At 62.9% G+C, this 14480-nt stretch carries 22 protein-coding genes; 14 read left to right on the forward strand and 8 right to left on the reverse strand.

Going from position 1 to position 14480, the window contains the following annotated elements:
- The coding region (locus tag A5707_RS24355; protein WP_232000634.1) for an ANTAR domain-containing protein at window positions 1-249 on the forward strand (249 nt) is incomplete at its 5' end.
- 201 nt (window positions 250-450) lie between these two features.
- Entirely contained in the window at window positions 451-879 is a 429-nt protein-coding gene (locus tag A5707_RS05420; protein ID WP_065013494.1) for a pyridoxamine 5'-phosphate oxidase family protein, read from the forward strand.
- Window positions 880-895: 16 nt separating this feature from the next.
- Here A5707_RS05420 and A5707_RS05425 read toward each other — a convergent pair whose 3' ends face one another.
- On the reverse strand, window positions 896-1516 hold the full coding sequence (locus A5707_RS05425) for a MerR family transcriptional regulator (protein ID WP_065013495.1): 621 nt from the start codon (window positions 1514-1516) through the stop codon (window positions 896-898).
- Window positions 1517-1594: 78 nt separating this feature from the next.
- Here A5707_RS05425 and A5707_RS05430 point away from each other — a divergent pair, with 78 nt between their 5' ends.
- Both A5707_RS05430 and A5707_RS05435 read left to right on the forward strand, forming a co-directional pair.
- Complete coding sequence (locus tag A5707_RS05430; RefSeq protein ID WP_065013496.1) at window positions 1595-1996, forward strand: hypothetical protein; 402 nt, start codon at window positions 1595-1597, stop codon at window positions 1994-1996.
- Between the two features lie 191 nt (window positions 1997-2187).
- Window positions 2188-3069: a lytic transglycosylase domain-containing protein gene (locus A5707_RS05435; protein WP_232000636.1), complete on the forward strand. Its 882-nt coding sequence runs from the start codon at window positions 2188-2190 to the stop codon at window positions 3067-3069.
- Here A5707_RS05435 and A5707_RS05440 read toward each other — a convergent pair whose 3' ends face one another.
- Window positions 3070-4083 (reverse strand): NADP-dependent oxidoreductase, encoded by a 1014-nt coding sequence (locus A5707_RS05440; RefSeq protein ID WP_065013497.1) that lies wholly within the window; start codon window positions 4081-4083, stop codon window positions 3070-3072. It abuts the gene before it with no gap.
- 35 nt (window positions 4084-4118) lie between these two features.
- Window positions 4119-4706, reverse strand: a complete 588-nt coding sequence (locus A5707_RS05445) for a cyclic nucleotide-binding domain-containing protein (protein ID WP_065013498.1) — start codon at window positions 4704-4706, stop codon at window positions 4119-4121.
- 103 nt (window positions 4707-4809) lie between these two features.
- Here A5707_RS05445 and A5707_RS05450 point away from each other — a divergent pair, with 103 nt between their 5' ends.
- The gene (locus A5707_RS05450; protein WP_065013499.1) at window positions 4810-5178 is read left to right on the forward strand and encodes a VOC family protein; all 369 of its coding nucleotides are present in this window, start codon (window positions 4810-4812) and stop codon (window positions 5176-5178) included.
- A 117-nt stretch (window positions 5179-5295) separates the two neighbouring features.
- Here A5707_RS05450 and A5707_RS05455 read toward each other — a convergent pair whose 3' ends face one another.
- Window positions 5296-5925 (reverse strand): TetR/AcrR family transcriptional regulator, encoded by a 630-nt coding sequence (locus tag A5707_RS05455; protein ID WP_065013500.1) that lies wholly within the window; start codon window positions 5923-5925, stop codon window positions 5296-5298.
- A 77-nt stretch (window positions 5926-6002) separates the two neighbouring features.
- On the opposite strand from A5707_RS05455, the gene A5707_RS23685 reads away from it, so the two are divergent.
- The 3 genes from A5707_RS23685 to A5707_RS05465 are packed head-to-tail and all read left to right on the forward strand — an operon-like array spanning window position 6003 to window position 8157.
- Window positions 6003-6176, forward strand: a complete 174-nt coding sequence (locus A5707_RS23685; RefSeq protein WP_156657590.1) for a hypothetical protein — start codon at window positions 6003-6005, stop codon at window positions 6174-6176.
- Entirely contained in the window at window positions 6176-7225 is a 1050-nt protein-coding gene (locus A5707_RS05460) for a saccharopine dehydrogenase NADP-binding domain-containing protein (protein WP_082969264.1), read from the forward strand. The genes A5707_RS23685 and A5707_RS05460 overlap by 1 nt, the downstream gene beginning before the upstream one ends.
- Entirely contained in the window at window positions 7222-8157 is a 936-nt protein-coding gene (locus A5707_RS05465) for a nuclear transport factor 2 family protein (protein ID WP_065013501.1), read from the forward strand. Before A5707_RS05460 ends, A5707_RS05465 begins: the two co-directional genes overlap by 4 nt.
- Window positions 8158-8210: 53 nt before the next feature.
- Here A5707_RS05465 and A5707_RS05470 read toward each other — a convergent pair whose 3' ends face one another.
- Both A5707_RS05470 and A5707_RS05475 read right to left on the reverse strand, forming a co-directional pair.
- Window positions 8211-8654 (reverse strand): nitroreductase family deazaflavin-dependent oxidoreductase, encoded by a 444-nt coding sequence (locus A5707_RS05470; protein WP_065013502.1) that lies wholly within the window; start codon window positions 8652-8654, stop codon window positions 8211-8213.
- Window positions 8655-8749: 95 nt separating this feature from the next.
- Window positions 8750-9157 carry a tautomerase family protein gene (locus A5707_RS05475; RefSeq protein WP_065013513.1) on the reverse strand — a complete coding sequence of 136 codons (408 nt, stop codon included), beginning with the start codon at window positions 9155-9157 and terminating at the stop codon, window positions 8750-8752.
- A 119-nt stretch (window positions 9158-9276) separates the two neighbouring features.
- Between A5707_RS05475 and A5707_RS05480 the strand changes: the two genes are divergently transcribed.
- Window positions 9277-9951 carry a winged helix-turn-helix transcriptional regulator gene (locus A5707_RS05480; protein WP_232000635.1) on the forward strand — a complete coding sequence of 225 codons (675 nt, stop codon included), beginning with the start codon at window positions 9277-9279 and terminating at the stop codon, window positions 9949-9951.
- 30 nt (window positions 9952-9981) lie between these two features.
- On the opposite strand, the gene A5707_RS05485 is transcribed toward A5707_RS05480, so the two are convergent.
- On the reverse strand, window positions 9982-10374 hold the full coding sequence (locus A5707_RS05485; RefSeq protein WP_065013504.1) for a nitroreductase/quinone reductase family protein: 393 nt from the start codon (window positions 10372-10374) through the stop codon (window positions 9982-9984).
- 65 nt (window positions 10375-10439) lie between these two features.
- Between A5707_RS05485 and A5707_RS05490 the strand changes: the two genes are divergently transcribed.
- The 5 genes from A5707_RS05490 to A5707_RS05510 all read left to right on the forward strand — a co-directional run bounded on the left by A5707_RS05490 (window position 10440) and on the right by A5707_RS05510 (window position 12922).
- Window positions 10440-11042 (forward strand): TetR/AcrR family transcriptional regulator, encoded by a 603-nt coding sequence (locus A5707_RS05490; protein ID WP_197495261.1) that lies wholly within the window; start codon window positions 10440-10442, stop codon window positions 11040-11042.
- A 279-nt stretch (window positions 11043-11321) separates the two neighbouring features.
- A complete protein-coding gene (locus A5707_RS05495) occupies window positions 11322-11747 on the forward strand; it encodes a cellulose-binding domain-containing protein (protein WP_065013506.1) in 426 nt (141 codons plus the stop codon).
- A 136-nt stretch (window positions 11748-11883) separates the two neighbouring features.
- The gene (locus A5707_RS05500) at window positions 11884-12171 is read left to right on the forward strand and encodes a DUF222 domain-containing protein (RefSeq protein ID WP_065013507.1); all 288 of its coding nucleotides are present in this window, start codon (window positions 11884-11886) and stop codon (window positions 12169-12171) included.
- Window positions 12172-12245: 74 nt separating this feature from the next.
- The gene (locus tag A5707_RS05505) at window positions 12246-12494 is read left to right on the forward strand and encodes a FitA-like ribbon-helix-helix domain-containing protein (protein ID WP_065013508.1); all 249 of its coding nucleotides are present in this window, start codon (window positions 12246-12248) and stop codon (window positions 12492-12494) included.
- Window positions 12491-12922 (forward strand): type II toxin-antitoxin system VapC family toxin, encoded by a 432-nt coding sequence (locus A5707_RS05510; RefSeq protein ID WP_065013509.1) that lies wholly within the window; start codon window positions 12491-12493, stop codon window positions 12920-12922. Before A5707_RS05505 ends, A5707_RS05510 begins: the two co-directional genes overlap by 4 nt.
- 588 nt (window positions 12923-13510) lie before the next feature.
- Here the strand turns inward: A5707_RS05510 and A5707_RS05515 are convergent.
- Window positions 13511-14419 (reverse strand): alpha/beta fold hydrolase, encoded by a 909-nt coding sequence (locus A5707_RS05515; RefSeq protein WP_065013510.1) that lies wholly within the window; start codon window positions 14417-14419, stop codon window positions 13511-13513.
- Between the last annotated feature and the right edge of the window lie 61 nt (window positions 14420-14480).

The raw sequence follows: 14480 nt of genomic DNA on the forward strand, positions 1-14480 counted from the left end.
AGCGGCCGGATCCTCGACACGGCACAGGGCATTCTGATCGGTCTTCGCCGGTGCACGTCGGAGACGGCTCTGCACGAACTGCTCGGCGCGGCACAACGCCACCACATGCCGGTATTCGCGATGGCCTGGGCGCTCGTCCACCTCGCTGGCGGCGGCGGAAAATCGTCGCACAGCTTCATCGATGCGCAGTCAGCGGCTCGTGATGAATGGGGCCGGCTCTTTGCCGGGTCTGCTGTAGCGCTTTGTTGAGCAAGCGGATTTCTAGGCAGCGATTGCCGTAATCGCGTCGAAGACTGCGGACGGATCGTCCAGGGCAACAAAGGTTTTCGCCTCTCGCCAAAATTGAAGGTCAACGCTGCCGCCAGATCCATGGGGCTGACTGCCAGATACTGCCAACATCTGGGCCCACGGCGAGGGAATAGAACTGCGGGATGTGGGTTTTCAGTCGACGTGAAAAGCCTCAGCGAAACCGAGCGGCAGGAGTTTCTCGCAGCCAAGCACGTCGCCGTGCTGTCGGTTGCAGCCGCCGACGGCAGGCCGCCGGCCAGTGTTCCGATTTGGTATGACTACACCCCGGGGGGCGACATCCGGATAAGCACGTCGCCATCGACTCGCAAGGCTCGGCTCATCGAACGCGCGGGCAGGGTAACTCTGGTCGTCCAACGCGAAGACCTGCCGTATCAGTACGTGGTCGTCGAGGGCACCGTCGTCGACACCGCCACGCCCGGCCCCATGGAGGCACGAGAGACCATCGCCATCCGTTACCTCGGCGAGGAAGGCGGACGCGCATTCGTTCGTAGCATCGAAACGACGGACAACGTCTTGTTCACGATCCGGCCGGACCGCTGGCTCAGCGCTGATTTCACCGGCGACCTCTAGCCGCGACCTGATGACCTCACTCGTGGCCTGAGCGGCGGGCGGACTGGGCCTCCTGCGCCATCCGGCGCATCGTGGCCAAAATTGGCTCGTAGAGCAAGGTTCCGATCACCAGGTGCTCGATCGCGGTTGCGCGCTCCGCCTCGGCGGTGACCGCTTCCACCTCGCTCGCGGCGAGGCCGCCAAGCGCCTCGGCATAGCGGTCGAGCCGCGCGTCGCTGGCCGGGAATGCCAGGGCGTCGAGCCGGTCGAGCGCGCCGGCGAGCACGGGACGGTGCGGGCTGTCGGGCGCCAGGTCCCAGCCGTGCCGGGCGAGGAGGGCATCGACCCGCTCGGTCGACCCGACGCTCGGGTCCTCGCCGGGACTGGGGGACAGGAGCCACTGCGCGGTCCCGAGCGCCCGGTGCAACGGCACGGACTCGTCGTCGACCACTGCGAGGACCCGCTGCACCGCCTCGAGCGGCAGCCCGGCGACCTCAACCAAAGCGCGGATCAGAGCGAGCCGACGCACGTGCGAATCGGTGTACGTCGCCCAGGTGCTGCTCTGATGCTCACCACGTTGAAGCAGCCCGAGCCGCAGGTAGTACTTGATCGTCGAAGCGGCAACCCCGCTCCGCGAGGACAGCTCAGCCAGTCGCATGGGTCCATCTTGACATATCAGGTAGTGAAGGTATCCAATAAATTGGATAGCAACAGTATCCGATCGAGAGGCGCCTCGATGTCTGACATCACCCGGATCCTTGCCGGAATCCTGCTTTTGTCCTTGGTCACCGTGGAGACCGGTGGCCTCTACCTCGTGAGGTTGGTGCGTGGATCCGCCCCGGCCACACCGTTTCAGATGTCGTTCGCGCGTGCCGGCCATGCCCATGCGGGGGTGCTGTTGATCCTGTCGTTAACCGCGTTGCTCTATGCCGAGGCCGTGGACATGGCGGGGTTCTGGGGTTGGCTATCGCGCCTCGGGGTACCGATCGCGGCGTTGTTGATGCCCAGCGGCTTCTTCTTCTCGTCGATGGGCGAGGGTCGCGAGCGCCCCAACGCGCTGATCGCCCTGGTGTACGCCGGCGGGTTGATGCTCGCCGTGGGTTTGGCATCGCTTGGCGTAGGACTGCTCACTGCCTGAGCACCGCAACCGATTACTGGGCGCTTTAGCGCTGGGAGTGACACCATAATTTTCATATTCATCGCCGCAGCGTGGATTCGACGGAAGTGAACACGGTGAGCCGGAAGCGTGTAGTCGCTGCTCCACTGTGGTCTGTCGCCAGCAAACGCACCACATGGCGCGCCATGCCTCCGCTTGTGCTCTGCACGATCATGTTCGGACTCGTCGGGTGTACAAAGCCAACTGCGCCGCCAACGGGTGTATCCGCTGCGACGCTCGTGTCAACCACAACGGCGGCTGCCGCACCGAGCACGCCTGAAGGTGCGCAGCCCCGGCTGGCATCGAACCCCGCGCAACTGGCCGACGAGCTCGTCGCCGACGAGCAAGCGCTGCGTGACGCGTCGACGGCGGAGGCAACGCTGGTGGCGGCGGCGCGCCGACAGCAGGCCGCGTATCGGGCCATCGGGCGACACCCCGAATGGGATGCGCTCACCCGACCGCGCATCCCGCCGTCGTTACTCGACGTCTACGACCGCAATATCGACGCCCGCCGCCAGCTCAGGGCGATGGCACAGGTCAAGGACACGCTGCCGGCGTGGCGCATCGAGCCTCCAGCCCCGGCCGACGAGCTGCTGAGCTACTACCACCAGGCGGAGTCGGAGTCCGGCGTCGATTGGGCCTACTTGGCTGCGATCAACCTCATCGAAACCGGCTTCGGGCGCATCGTCGGACCGAGCAGCGCGGGCGCGCAGGGCCCAATGCAGTTCTTGCCCTCGACGTTCGACGCCTACAGCGAGGGCGGCGATATCCACTCACCGCGCGACAGCATCTTGGCGGCGGGCCGCTACCTCGCCGCCAATGGCTTTGCCACCAACCGTGATCACGCCCTCTACCGGTACAACCACGCGAACGAATACGTGCAGGCGGTCAACCAGTACGCGGCGGTGCTGGCAGCCGATCCCATCGCGTTTAACGGCTACTACCGGTGGGACGTGTATTACTACACGACCGCGGGCGATGTGTTGCTGCCCGTGGGTTACGCTGCGCCGTCACGGATTCCGGTCGGCGACTATCTGGCGACTCACCCGCAGTAACTAGCCGGTTGTCTTGACGACAAGCTTGCCGACGTTTTTGCCGTCGAACAGCATGTTGATCGCCGTCGGCAACTGCTCGAAGCCCTCGACGACCGTTTCGAGCGGTGTGAGCCGTCCTTCGGCGATCAGCCCGGAGATCTCGGCGATTGCTTCTGGCGCCTGGCCGAAGTGGTCGAGAACAATGAAGCCCTGCAACGTGGCCCGCTGAACAAGCAGGTTGCCGAACGCGCGCGGTCCAGGCGGCGGGTCTGCCGAGTTGTAGCCGGAGATCAGCCCGCATAGTGCAACCCGTGCGCGAATGTTGAGGCGCGCGAAGACCGCATCCATGATTTCGCCGCCGACGTTCTCGAAATCGACGTCGATGCCATTGGGCGTCGCGGCAGCCAGCTGGGCGGCCCAGTCGTCGGCGCGGTGGTCGACGGCCGCATCAAAGCCCAGTTGCTCGGTCAGCAGCGCGCACTTCTCGGGGCCGCCGGCGATGCCGACAACACGTGCGCCGGCGGCTTTGGCGAGCTGGCCGGCAACCGAGCCGACCGCGCCGGCTGCGGCCGAGACAACGACGGTCTCGCCCGGCTGAGGTTTGCCGATCTCGCGGATCCCGATCCACGCGGTGAGCCCGGTCATCCCGAGCGCGCCGAGATATGCGCTGGGGGAAACGCCCTCGGCGACCTCAACCGGCAGCAACGGCATCGCGTCCGAGACGACCGCATACTCCTGCCAGCCGACTAGGCCCTGCACCATCTGGCCGACCGCATAGTTCGGATTCTTCGACGCGATCACTTCGCCCAGCCCGCCTGCGCGCATCACCTCGCCGATGCCGACCGGCGGCAGGTACGACGGCATGTCGTTGATCCACGCGCGGTTCGTCGGATCCAGCGAGATCCAGTCGACACGGACGAGCGCCTCGCCCTCGCCGATCTCGGGGACCGCCTCCTCGCTGAGTTCGAACGTGTCAGGGCCAATGCGTCCGGTCGGACGTTCGCGGAGGAGGAAGCGGCGGTTTCGGTCGGACATGAGCGCACCGTACCGGACGCGGCCTAGCTGGAGGTCTACGGGGAAGCGGCTGCGCTGCTCCGTTCGATCCATTGGGTGAGCGCGTCCTCGAGCGCAGTCGCGAGACCCACACCGGCAGTGTTGGCGGCCTCCTCGAACCGCTCGACCAAGTCCGTCGAAATCGAGGCATTTACCTTGGCGCGTTGCGGTTTTGGCTTCGGCGGCCGAACTACGGGCACGTGCTTAGCAACAGTCGCGTCCATGGTTTCACGCAGCGCGGGGATGTCGTCGAGCAGCCTGACGAGATCGTCACGCCCGATACGCAGAACCTCGGCGGGGCCGGTCGTCGTTACGGTCGCAGAACGCAACGTCCCGCGGCGCAATACAGATTCCCCGATCATCTCACCGGGCCCCACTACGGCAATGCGGTCCTGGCCGACGTACACCCCGGCCTCACCGCTGAGCAGGATGTAGCAGGCATCCGACGGAGTCTGCTCATGAATCAACGGCGAGGGCACTCTTGTCGAGGTGCGATTTGCTGCCCGAACGAGGCGCTCGAGGTCATTGTCCGAGAACTTGTCGAATGCGGCGAACTCACGTAGCCGACGGGCGTCTTCGCTGAGTCCCTTTGCATCGGATTTCATAGTCGACTCCTGATGCACGATGTGACGTGACCTCGAGGAGCCTAACGCGGTTATCGTGCCGGCAGAGGCGAATGAGCATCTGCAAGCCGATACCGTGTAATTCATGCCTCGCGTGGATTACGTCATCCAATATGTCGAGTCGCTCAAACGGTCGGTGACGTTCTACCGGCAGGTGCTCGGGCTCAAAGTGCGGACCGAAGGCGACGGCTACGTCGAGTTCGAGATGGATAACACCAAGTTCTCGCTTTTCGAACGGTCGAAGTTACCGGAGCTCATCTGTCGTGAAGGCGGCAACCCGCCTTGTAGCGAGATCGGCTTCCGGATCGACGACGTGGATGGGGAAGCGAAGCGGTTGAGAGGGCTCGGGGTTGAGATCCTCAGCGGGCCGGTCGATCGCCCCTGGCGCGAACGGACGCTGCACATCGCCGACCCTGACGGCAACATCATTGAATTCGCGCAGAAGCTGCAGTGACTCCGGTGTGCCGTGCCGGACCGTCCCGCTGCGCGCAGATCCGAGTATCGACGACCTGGCCAGGCGGCCGCGTGATGACAACCGCACATGCATTGGGGGGCATAGGCTTTGCAATGGTTACTTCTTCATACTGCGGCGCTTTTTATCTGAGCTGATGGTGATGCCGTTGAGAAGCTCCTCGAGCGCGGCCACCGCGTCGCTGACCTCCTGAGCGGGGTCCCCTGAGCGGGCAATCACCATCGCCGCCTCGCACATTGCTCCATGCAGCTGGTGAGCCAACGGCTCAACCCGACGGCGCTTGATGTGCCCGTCCTCCATCGCGCGATGAATCCCCTGCTTGAACAGCGCCATGAGGTGTCGGTCTTCGATCTCACGCATCTGTTGCCAACCCAATACCGCCGGCGCGTCAATCAAGATCTGCTGAAAGCCAGTATCGAGGGCCGCATCGAAGAAGGCCCGGCAGCCGGCGATGAAGGCCTGCCAACTGTCGTCGTGATGATCGCCGGCAGCGCGGTTGACGGCGCGCTCGATGAATCGTTGCTCAGCTTCGTAGACGGCCGCGAACAATGCGCGCTTGCCGTCGAAGTGGTGGTAGAGCGCACCTTTGGTGACGCCGGCGCGCTCAACGACCACATCAAGGTAGGTGGCGTCGTACCCAGCGGTGGCGAACAGTTCGCGCGCTGCAGACACGAGTTGGTCGGTGGTGGCGCGGGTTCGCTCCGCCTGCGTGCGCGCGGGGGTGGTCACCCTACAGAGGATAGCCGAAGTACATACCTGACTTACGTACTTGACATACGTACTTGGAGTACGTTAAATGCTCAGGTATGGACAGCACCCACGCCGCACGTTCGGCTGGAACCGTCACGACGACGAAGTCCGCAGAACCGCAGGGATTTGACCCGGCCGCCGGGCGGCTTTATCGACGGTTCGAGCGGTTGTGGGTGACGCGCGATTCGCGCCTGATTACTGAGATCGTCGCTGCCGACGGCGCGTACTAATGCTGAGCGTCGGTGTGTATGGCGCGACCGGCTATACCGGTCGGTTTGTCGCGGCGCAGCTGATCAGCGGGGGCCACCACGTCGTCCTAGGGGGCCGCGACGCGGCCGGGCTAGGGGAGCTGGCGGCAACGCTGGGTGGCAATTGCGAGGTCCATCCCGCGCGCATCGACGATGCGGAAGCATTGCGGTGCTTGGCGGACCATTGCGCGGTAGTGATCAACTGTGCGGGGCCGTTCAGCCGTTTCGGCCGACCGGTCGCAGAGGCTGCGATCGCCGGCGGGGCGCATTATCTCGACCACACCTCCGAGCCGGCCTATGTCTATCGATTGATGCGCGAACTTGACGCCCCGGCACGCCAGGCGGGTCTGACTCTTATCGCTGGCATGACGTTCTACACGGGGCTCGCCGATCTGATCGCCCAACAGCTGGCCGCATCGATGGGACCGTTGCGTCGACTGGCTATCGCGTATGCGGTGGAAGGCTGGCGACTGACTCCGGCCAGTGTGGCAACCGGGGCGGCATTGGCAAATTCCGACCGGGTCATATACCGCGACAACGCACTTCAGCTGCTGCCGTCGAGTGATAACCGCACGTTGTCCGAGTTCCCGTTTCCGTTGCCGATCGGCGTCCAGCCGGTGATCGCCGAGTATCAGGGCTGCTGTGAATCGGTCACGGTGCCCCGCCATACGCGCACCGCCGCCGTCGAGACCTACATTACTGCTGCGACTTTCGCCGGCACCGGTCAGACATCGGACGCTTCGCCCGTGGCTGCGTCGCCAGCAGCTGCCGCAACGCAATTCACCGTCGTTGTCGACGCATATACCGACACCGATCATCATCGGAGCTATTGTCGCGGTGCCGGCGACTTGTATCAGATCGGGGCGTTGATATCTGTGGAGGCAGCCGAACTCCTCGCCGCAGGACAGCCCCCGACCGCCGGAGTCCTCAGTCCCGCCGAAGCTTTCGCCGAAACGAACCTCCTTGGTTCGCTGATGGGCATGCAGTTCATCAGCGGCGGACTGCACACCGAAACCAGGAGAATGACGTGACGACAGCACATCAGCTCGACACCGACCGCACCGCGCTCGTTGAACGCTTTGTGGAAGAATTCCACGAGTTCGCCGCTGATCCAACGGCTGAAAAATATGTCCAGCTGTATCACCCTGACGGGACGCTGTGGGACGCGGGAATGGATTCCCCGGTTCCAAAGACACGGGTGTTCGAACTTGCAACTGGCTTCTTGCGCAGCATTCCCGACCTGCGCATTGGCATCCGCCGCTATTACGCCCGGGAAGACAACGTATACCTGCTGACTGACAACTTCGGCACCTACCACGGCACCCCAGTGAATTGGCCTGCCGTCTACTCGTATCGCTTGCGCGCGGGCCGGATCATCGAAGGCCGGCGGTTCTATGATCAAGCCAGGGTATTGGCTCCGATAAACTCCGCGCTCGCCATTCGTTGCTACCAGCCGACATGGTCACCAGCCCTGGTGAATACTTCGGCCGCCGACGGAGATGAGTCGGTGGATCCGGCCGACTTTGTGCGCCGCTTCGACGCACTGTGGCACAACAACAATGCCGACGTTCCGGTTGGACTGGCGTCCTGTTACAACAGCACTGGCATGATCCTCAATCCTGGGATGCTGCGTCCTATCAGCAAACCCGAGATCCCTGGCTATTACGAGATGCTTCTGGCAGGCACTCCCGATTTGGACCCGGAACTACAGGGCTGGGCCGGCGACAGCGACTCGCTGTGTGTGGAGTGGTTGTATCGCGGACGGACAGGATTTGACGACGGTCACGAACTGCTCTTGCGTGTCGTCGATGTGTTCGAATTTGCCGGTGGCGCAGTTCAATACGGCCACGCCTACTTCGACACGTTGACGATCCTGTCCACTACCAGCCCCGGCATTCACCGACAGATCGAAGAAGCTCGCGCAAGGCTTTTCGGCCGAGCTATCGCGCCGAGGGCCGACTGAGGGAGGACAGATCGCTGGGCCGAGCGAGCGTCGGTGAATAGCAGTGACGCGAATCAGGCGGGGGCCGGGTCCAAGACGATCAGCGGGAACATGCGTTCTGTCTTGGTTTGATATTCGCGGATGTCAGGGGAGTAGGCCAGCATCGCGGCGAGAAGGCGATCCCGTTCCAGGCCGTCCCGCAGGATCGTGGGCTTCGCGGTCAGCGTCCGCTCGCCCACCTCGATGATCACCTCCGGCATGGCGGCGATGTTCGCCACCCAGGCCGGCTCCTGGTCTGCACCGGCGTTGGAGCCCGCGACGACATACCTTTCACCGTCTTCGATGTAAACCAGGGGAGTCACGTACTGCCGGCCGCTGCGCCTGCCTGTGGTGTGCAGCAGAAGCAACTGAATCCCGTTGAAGTGCCCACCCATGGCCTCAAGGACTACTCCGGTGCTAGCGCGGAATTCCGCGATAACTTGCTCATTGATAACGCTCATGACGCAGGTGCCCTTCATGAACTAAATCTCGCTGGCTTTGTCCCGACTCGGACCAGGATGCGGCGTCGGCACCGTGGTCCGAGTCGGACAGCGAGCGCGTTTCCGGGCGGATCTCAGCGATTCAACTCGGCTAGGGCGGCAACAATCTCCGGCTTGTCGGATTGCAGGCTGCCTCTCCAGCCGACGTCTTGTAGTGGGTAGTGATTGATCAGCACGAGGACTTCCTCGACGTTGGCGATCCCCGCGTACGCCGAGCCGACGGCCGTCTCGATCTTTTGCACCAGTTTGCGTTTGGCGTCCAGACTGGCCAGTTCCGGTGCCTCCAATGACACCACCGGCCGCACTGGCTCAGCTTGCACGCGGCCGTCTTGGGACACGTTTTCAGCCGAGTATTCGCGCAGCCAGCCACGCGTGTCGGGAAAGTGATAGGCCTCATCGAGCGCGTCGGTGATCTCCTTCAACATCGTGTGCTTGGCGTTCCGCGTCGCCCCGTTGGGCGCGTCGACGGTGAACACAGGCATGGCTTTCATCTCCTTCGTAGTGCGTCCCGGGCGGGACGATGTCGACGCTAGCAGGCGTTAGTTGGAAAATCCAAGTGCTTAATTTGATTATTGGATCACCGCAGGTAGGATGGGTTTCCATGGCAGGGAAACGTAGATACGACACTGGCTGCGCGGTGGCTCACGCGCTGGACCTGATCGGGGAGCGCTGGGCGTTATTGGTGGTCCGCGAACTGCTGCTGGGCCCGAAGCGCTTCACCGATCTACTGGCGGGGTTGCCCGGCGCCGGCCCCGACATGCTGACCCAGCGGTTGCGCGAGCTCACCGGCACAGAGGTGGTGCATCGTCGTCGACTCAGCCCACCGGGCGCATCGTGGGTGTACGAATTGACGCCCTGGGGGGCCGAGTTGGCGCCGATCGTTCTCGACCTGGCCCGCTGGGCTAGCCGCTCGCCGACAATGCCCTACGACGCGCCCATTGGCGTCGACTCCGTGATGCTCTCGCTGACAGCCCTTTTCGACCGCCAGGCCGCGGTGGGTATGGACGCGGCGATCGCCATACATTTGAGCGGCCAGCCATTTCAGCTGCGCATCGCCGGGGGAAAGCTCACCCTCACGCGCGGCGAGCATGAACGGCCAGACGCCACCCTGGAAACCGATCAGACCGCCCTACTGTCGTTGCTACGCACCGACAGTGACCTCGACGAAATCCTTGCTGACGGATCGCTGCGCATCGCAGGCGACCGTGCACTCGTCGAAAAATTCCGACACCTGTTTCCGCTGCCGCAATCTGCTGGGCCGGCGGCACCGGGATAGCGCGGGCCCCCGTTTTGAGACTCGTACCGCTCAGGCGAGATCGACCCGGATGGTCATCAGATTGGTTCCCAACGCGCGAACGAGTGCGCTGTCGAACCGGGGGAGGCGAGAGAGCCGAGCTTGTGCGTCATCAGAGGGCATCAAATGGGCCCTGCCGCGGTGCCACCGCCCGCGGATCCGAAGCCGGACATTGTGATCGCTGAGGATGTTACGCACGTAGTTGGATGCTTCGCCGTGGTCGGAGACAAACCAGAACTGATCCCCAATCAGCCGTCCTCCGATCGGAGTGCGTCGTGGCTTGCCGCTCTTGCGGCCCGTTGTTTCCAACAAGACCTGGGTCGGCAGTAACCGGTTCAACGGGTTGGCGATCCACTTGTGAAAGAGCGTAACCCGACGGTGCTTTCGGTCTGCAGACTTTGGCATGTGATCAGTATTTGTCGAGACGTAGAGTCTTGTCAAGATGGGGGGACTCGTGCTTCGCTATGCGAGTGCGTACTCACACCGGACGGCGCCGGAATGACGCGGCCAGGGATGCGATCCTGACCGCCGCCGCCGAGCTGCTTGAAAGCCAGGGGAGCGCCAAAATCACAATGGCGTCCATTGCTCAGCGTGCAGGCGCGGGAAAGCAAACCCTGTATCGCTGGTGGCCCACGAAGGGTGCGCTGCTGTTGGAGGCGATGGTGGCGCTGGCCGAGTCCGAGGTCATCGCCGCCGAAACAAGTGACCTGAGAAGTGATCTGACGTCATTTGTGCGCGCGACGTTTGCCGCTGCCACGAAGCACCGGAGCTTGCTGCTAGGCGTCTTGCGCGAAGCGCTGGGCGATCCGGACACCGCCGCGGAACTCGACGAGTTCGCGGCCTCGCGCCGCGCTGCGTTGCGAGAAATCATCGAGGCCGCAGTGGAGCGAGGAGAGATCGTCCAACGCGGCGCGATCGACCTTGTTGTCGACCAGGTGTTCGGCTTGCTCTGGTACCGATTGATTTTCGGCAACGCTCCGCTGACCAGGGCGGCCGCGGGCCGCGTGGTCGAGAGTATGCTCGTTCAGCTCATGCCCGCCGGCAGCAACGGGCGTGCCCCTAGTGGCGCGTAGGCGCCCTACACTAGCCCTACCGCTTGATCGAACCGTGGGGCCGACGTCGCGATACGGCGATCCGCGCACCTAGGGCACAGTGCACAGGCGGCTGGACTACCGCGCGCCACAAGATGAGTTGGCGTTTCGCCGTCCACGAGTTCGCGTTCGGCCCGACCGATATATGTTTCGCGCTGGATCGGGACCAAGATTTCACAACGGTTTCAATTGGGCAAAGGTACCGCAGCTTACCGTGATGCGAAGGCCGATAACACCTGTTCGGCTTTAGCGTTGCCTGCTATGGCGAGACTTGACAACTACGTGAAGCGCTGGCGCACAGCGCTTCACGTTACCGTGTCGGTATTGATGGTTGCCCTCGGACTCGCCATCGCCCCAAAAGCTCAGGCGGCCGCGGTCACGGCAAAGTTGTCGGTGGAACATACGTGGCAGACCGGTTTCATCGCCCGCTTCGCGATCACCAACGCGAGCATGGCGCCGCTCAGCGATTGGAGGCTTGAATTCGACATGCCAGCGGGACAATCCATCTCGCACGCGTGGAACAGCACCGTTACCCAATCTGGCACGCACTTTGTCGTCACCCCCGCGAATTGGAATCGGGTCATTGCACCCGGCGGTTCGGCCACAGGTGGTCTAAGAGGCGTGCTGACCGGTCCCTACACCCCACCGTCGAATTGTGTGCTCAACCGGCAATATCGTTGCAGCTAGAGGCGACTGAGCAGTGCGGCGATTCGGCCGTGTTCCTCAGGGGCCGCACAGGTGAATCGGGTAATAGTGGCTGCGCACGCATGATCTGCGGCGACGAGATCGCGGACTTGTCGGTATCGCGCCTTACCCTCCGAAGATGACCAGCGACGCAAACACGGATCGGGTCGGGGGAGAGCCTCGTGAACTGCTGCTGCGGGCTATCGCTTGCATCACGATAACCAGAGACCGTGGAGGCGGAGGGATCCTGTCGGGGAAGTTGCCACAAGAATTGGCGGAACCGTTCACACGGGCACTGATGCGCATCGAAGCAGAACTGTTGCTCCATGATGCCGATCTGTTCACGGCGACCAGTGGTGAAACGCGGACACAATCCGAACGACGCGCCGACGCGTTCACGGCAATGATCCTGCGCTTGGACGACTGAACTTGGCAGAAGAACCTTCCCCGGCATCCATGCTGCTAGCATTGACTGCAATGACAGCATCCGCAGGAGGGTAAATGGCGACTTTGACGATCCGCGATTTTGACGACGACCTCAAAGCGGCACTGCGTGTGCGCGCGGCTGAGCACGGTCGCTCAATGGAGTCCGAAGTGCGCGAGATCTTGCGTACCGTTTTGGAGCGTTCTTCGAGTGGCCCGGGGATGGCTACCCGGATTCGGCAGCGGTTCTCTGACGTCGCCGGGGAGGCAGACCTTGGCCAGCCGAACCGAATTGAGCACCCGCGGGCTGTGGACTTTGGCCCGTGATCGTCCTCGACACCAACGTCGTATCGGAGTTGATGCGGAAGGCGCCCGAGCCCAGCGTCATTCGTTGGGTTGACAGGTTTTCCGCTTCGGACGTACTGGTCACCGTCGTCACCGCGGCCGAGCTTATGTATGGCGTTGCCAGGTTGCCGGAGGGACGCCGCAAGCGCGAACTACACATCAAGGTCGAGGGGCTGCTAGCAGAGGATTTTGAGGACCAGATTCTTCCGTTTGATGCGCCGGCGGCGACGCACTACGCGGCGATCGTTGCCTCACGAGAACGTGTTGGACGCCCGATCAGTATGGCCGACGCCCAGGTAGCAGCAATCTGTCGTAACTGGAACGCTGCACTCGCGACCCGCAACGTCGATGACTTCGTCGGCACCGGTGTCGACGCAGTGAATCCATGGGACGCCGCCACGGCACCATGACTGACCACGAAAGGCGCTACGTCGTCGTTGTCCAGTCAGTTCGAGTGCCTCTGTCGACTTGGCTGGTTGCGCCAACATCTACGTCGGCTCGTGCCGCAACCTTTCGTCGTTACATCGACCTCGGCGGTATGAACACTCGGGCGGTCTCTGAGCGCTGCACCGTCACGTCGTCGGGCTCGCACATTCTTCGCGTGCGAGGGCAGACTATCGTCCCGACTACTTGACATAATGTCGCTTATCGGCACTTAGGTGCTGCGCATGCATTAACCAAAAGTGCTCGCAGCTTTGACGATTGGCCGATCTGAGCACGTCACGGCACCGATCTGGGTACTCATTCCCAACGGGCTGCCGCGGTCTTCAATGCGGCGAGGTTGACGTATAGCTCAAATCACTTAACGAATGATCCGGGTGTTAGGCGAAAGCTTGAACGTGCCCCGGGCGGACGGCTTTCGAACCGGCCATCGACCACCCACCCGCCACCTTCCCCCACACCGCCAGCAATACGTCACAGTGACGAATTATCCTGTGGCGCAGGGCTACTGAACTATCGCCTCAGGTGCGCGGCCGACCAAACTTCGGGCGCGGCCGTCACTGCAGAAAGTCGGTAAGCAGCTTCTCCACGATCTCGGGTTGGTCGGACAAAATCATATGGTTCGCGTCGTCGACCAGCTCGACCCGCGCCTCGGGCAGTTGCTGTCGGAAGCGGGCTGCCGCCTTTGGCCCGTGGTGGCATGAGTCGTCCCTGCCCATGATCGCCAGCACCGGAATCCGAGCCGCCGCGAGCGGTCGAAGGTCGCAATCAGGACGCATCGGCCAGGGCTTCATTAGCGGCCTGCTGACTGCAGCCTTGAAGCCGACGCTGCCACCGACAAATTGCTGCATGATCGGCCGCCACGGCTCCTCGCGAAGAGACCTGCGATTCGTCGGCATGACCATGGCGTCAAGGAATGACCAGATGCGCTCTTCGGTGGGCCGAACACCCATGGTTGTCAGCCCACGCATCAGAAAACTCAATTTCAGTCCTCTTACGATCCCTACCGGACACACGAGCGCCAACCGCTCCACTCGCTCGGGAAACGCAATCGCGTAGTTGGTCCCTATCCATGCACCGCGCGAGGCACCAACTATTGCCGACCGCAGGATATCGACCGCACGTAACGTCTCATCGAGCCACGCCACCAACTCGGCGCTGTTACTCGGCGGCTTAGTTGCGATGCTCTTACCCGCCTCGTCGATTGCGTCGATCATCGTCACGCTGTGATTAGCTGCGAGGATGGGCAAGAGCAGTACCCACATCGTCGAGCTGATCTCCATTCCGTGGAGCGCCACAAGCGCAGGCTTTGACGGGTCGCCCGCAGTAAGCACATGCGTCGTTCCAAACGACGTCTCGATGTCCAATTCGGTGACCGGGAGGTTGCTGGTCGCCAGCGCTGCGTCGTAGAGCTTGAGGTACGCGGCGCGTGCCGCATCCGACCGAAAAGCGGAAACCGCGGCCATAACGCGCCCTCGGTGTGGCAGCTGTAGTTTCGGCGCGGACCTACCGGTAGCAGGCGAATGG

It is taken from the genome of Mycobacterium kyorinense (genome assembly GCF_001672775.1).
Taxonomy (GTDB): domain Bacteria; phylum Actinomycetota; class Actinomycetes; order Mycobacteriales; family Mycobacteriaceae; genus Mycobacterium; species Mycobacterium kyorinense_A.

Excerpts from the sequence above, each read along its gene's own strand:
- A5707_RS05425 (WP_065013495.1), bottom strand. The coding sequence starts at position 1,516 with ATGCGACTGGCTGAGCTGTCCTCGCGGAGCGGGGTTGCCGCTTCGACG.
- A5707_RS05430 (WP_065013496.1), top strand. The coding sequence starts at position 1,595 with ATGTCTGACATCACCCGGATCCTTGCCGGAATCCTGCTTTTGTCCTTG.
- A5707_RS05435 (WP_232000636.1), top strand. The coding sequence starts at position 2,188 with ATGTTCGGACTCGTCGGGTGTACAAAGCCAACTGCGCCGCCAACGGGT.
- A5707_RS05440 (WP_065013497.1), bottom strand. The coding sequence starts at position 4,083 with ATGTCCGACCGAAACCGCCGCTTCCTCCTCCGCGAACGTCCGACCGGA.
- A5707_RS05445 (WP_065013498.1), bottom strand. The coding sequence starts at position 4,706 with ATGAAATCCGATGCAAAGGGACTCAGCGAAGACGCCCGTCGGCTACGT.
- A5707_RS05450 (WP_065013499.1), top strand. The coding sequence starts at position 4,810 with ATGCCTCGCGTGGATTACGTCATCCAATATGTCGAGTCGCTCAAACGG.
- A5707_RS23685 (WP_156657590.1), top strand. The coding sequence starts at position 6,003 with ATGGACAGCACCCACGCCGCACGTTCGGCTGGAACCGTCACGACGACG.
- A5707_RS05460 (WP_082969264.1), top strand. The coding sequence starts at position 6,176 with ATGCTGAGCGTCGGTGTGTATGGCGCGACCGGCTATACCGGTCGGTTT.
- A5707_RS05470 (WP_065013502.1), bottom strand. The coding sequence starts at position 8,654 with ATGAAGGGCACCTGCGTCATGAGCGTTATCAATGAGCAAGTTATCGCG.
- A5707_RS05475 (WP_065013513.1), bottom strand. The coding sequence starts at position 9,157 with ATGCCTGTGTTCACCGTCGACGCGCCCAACGGGGCGACGCGGAACGCC.
- A5707_RS05480 (WP_232000635.1), top strand. The coding sequence starts at position 9,277 with ATGGCAGGGAAACGTAGATACGACACTGGCTGCGCGGTGGCTCACGCG.
- A5707_RS05485 (WP_065013504.1), bottom strand. The coding sequence starts at position 10,374 with ATGCCAAAGTCTGCAGACCGAAAGCACCGTCGGGTTACGCTCTTTCAC.
- A5707_RS05495 (WP_065013506.1), top strand. The coding sequence starts at position 11,322 with ATGGCGAGACTTGACAACTACGTGAAGCGCTGGCGCACAGCGCTTCAC.
- A5707_RS05500 (WP_065013507.1), top strand. The coding sequence starts at position 11,884 with ATGACCAGCGACGCAAACACGGATCGGGTCGGGGGAGAGCCTCGTGAA.
- A5707_RS05505 (WP_065013508.1), top strand. The coding sequence starts at position 12,246 with ATGGCGACTTTGACGATCCGCGATTTTGACGACGACCTCAAAGCGGCA.
- A5707_RS05515 (WP_065013510.1), bottom strand. The coding sequence starts at position 14,419 with ATGGCCGCGGTTTCCGCTTTTCGGTCGGATGCGGCACGCGCCGCGTAC.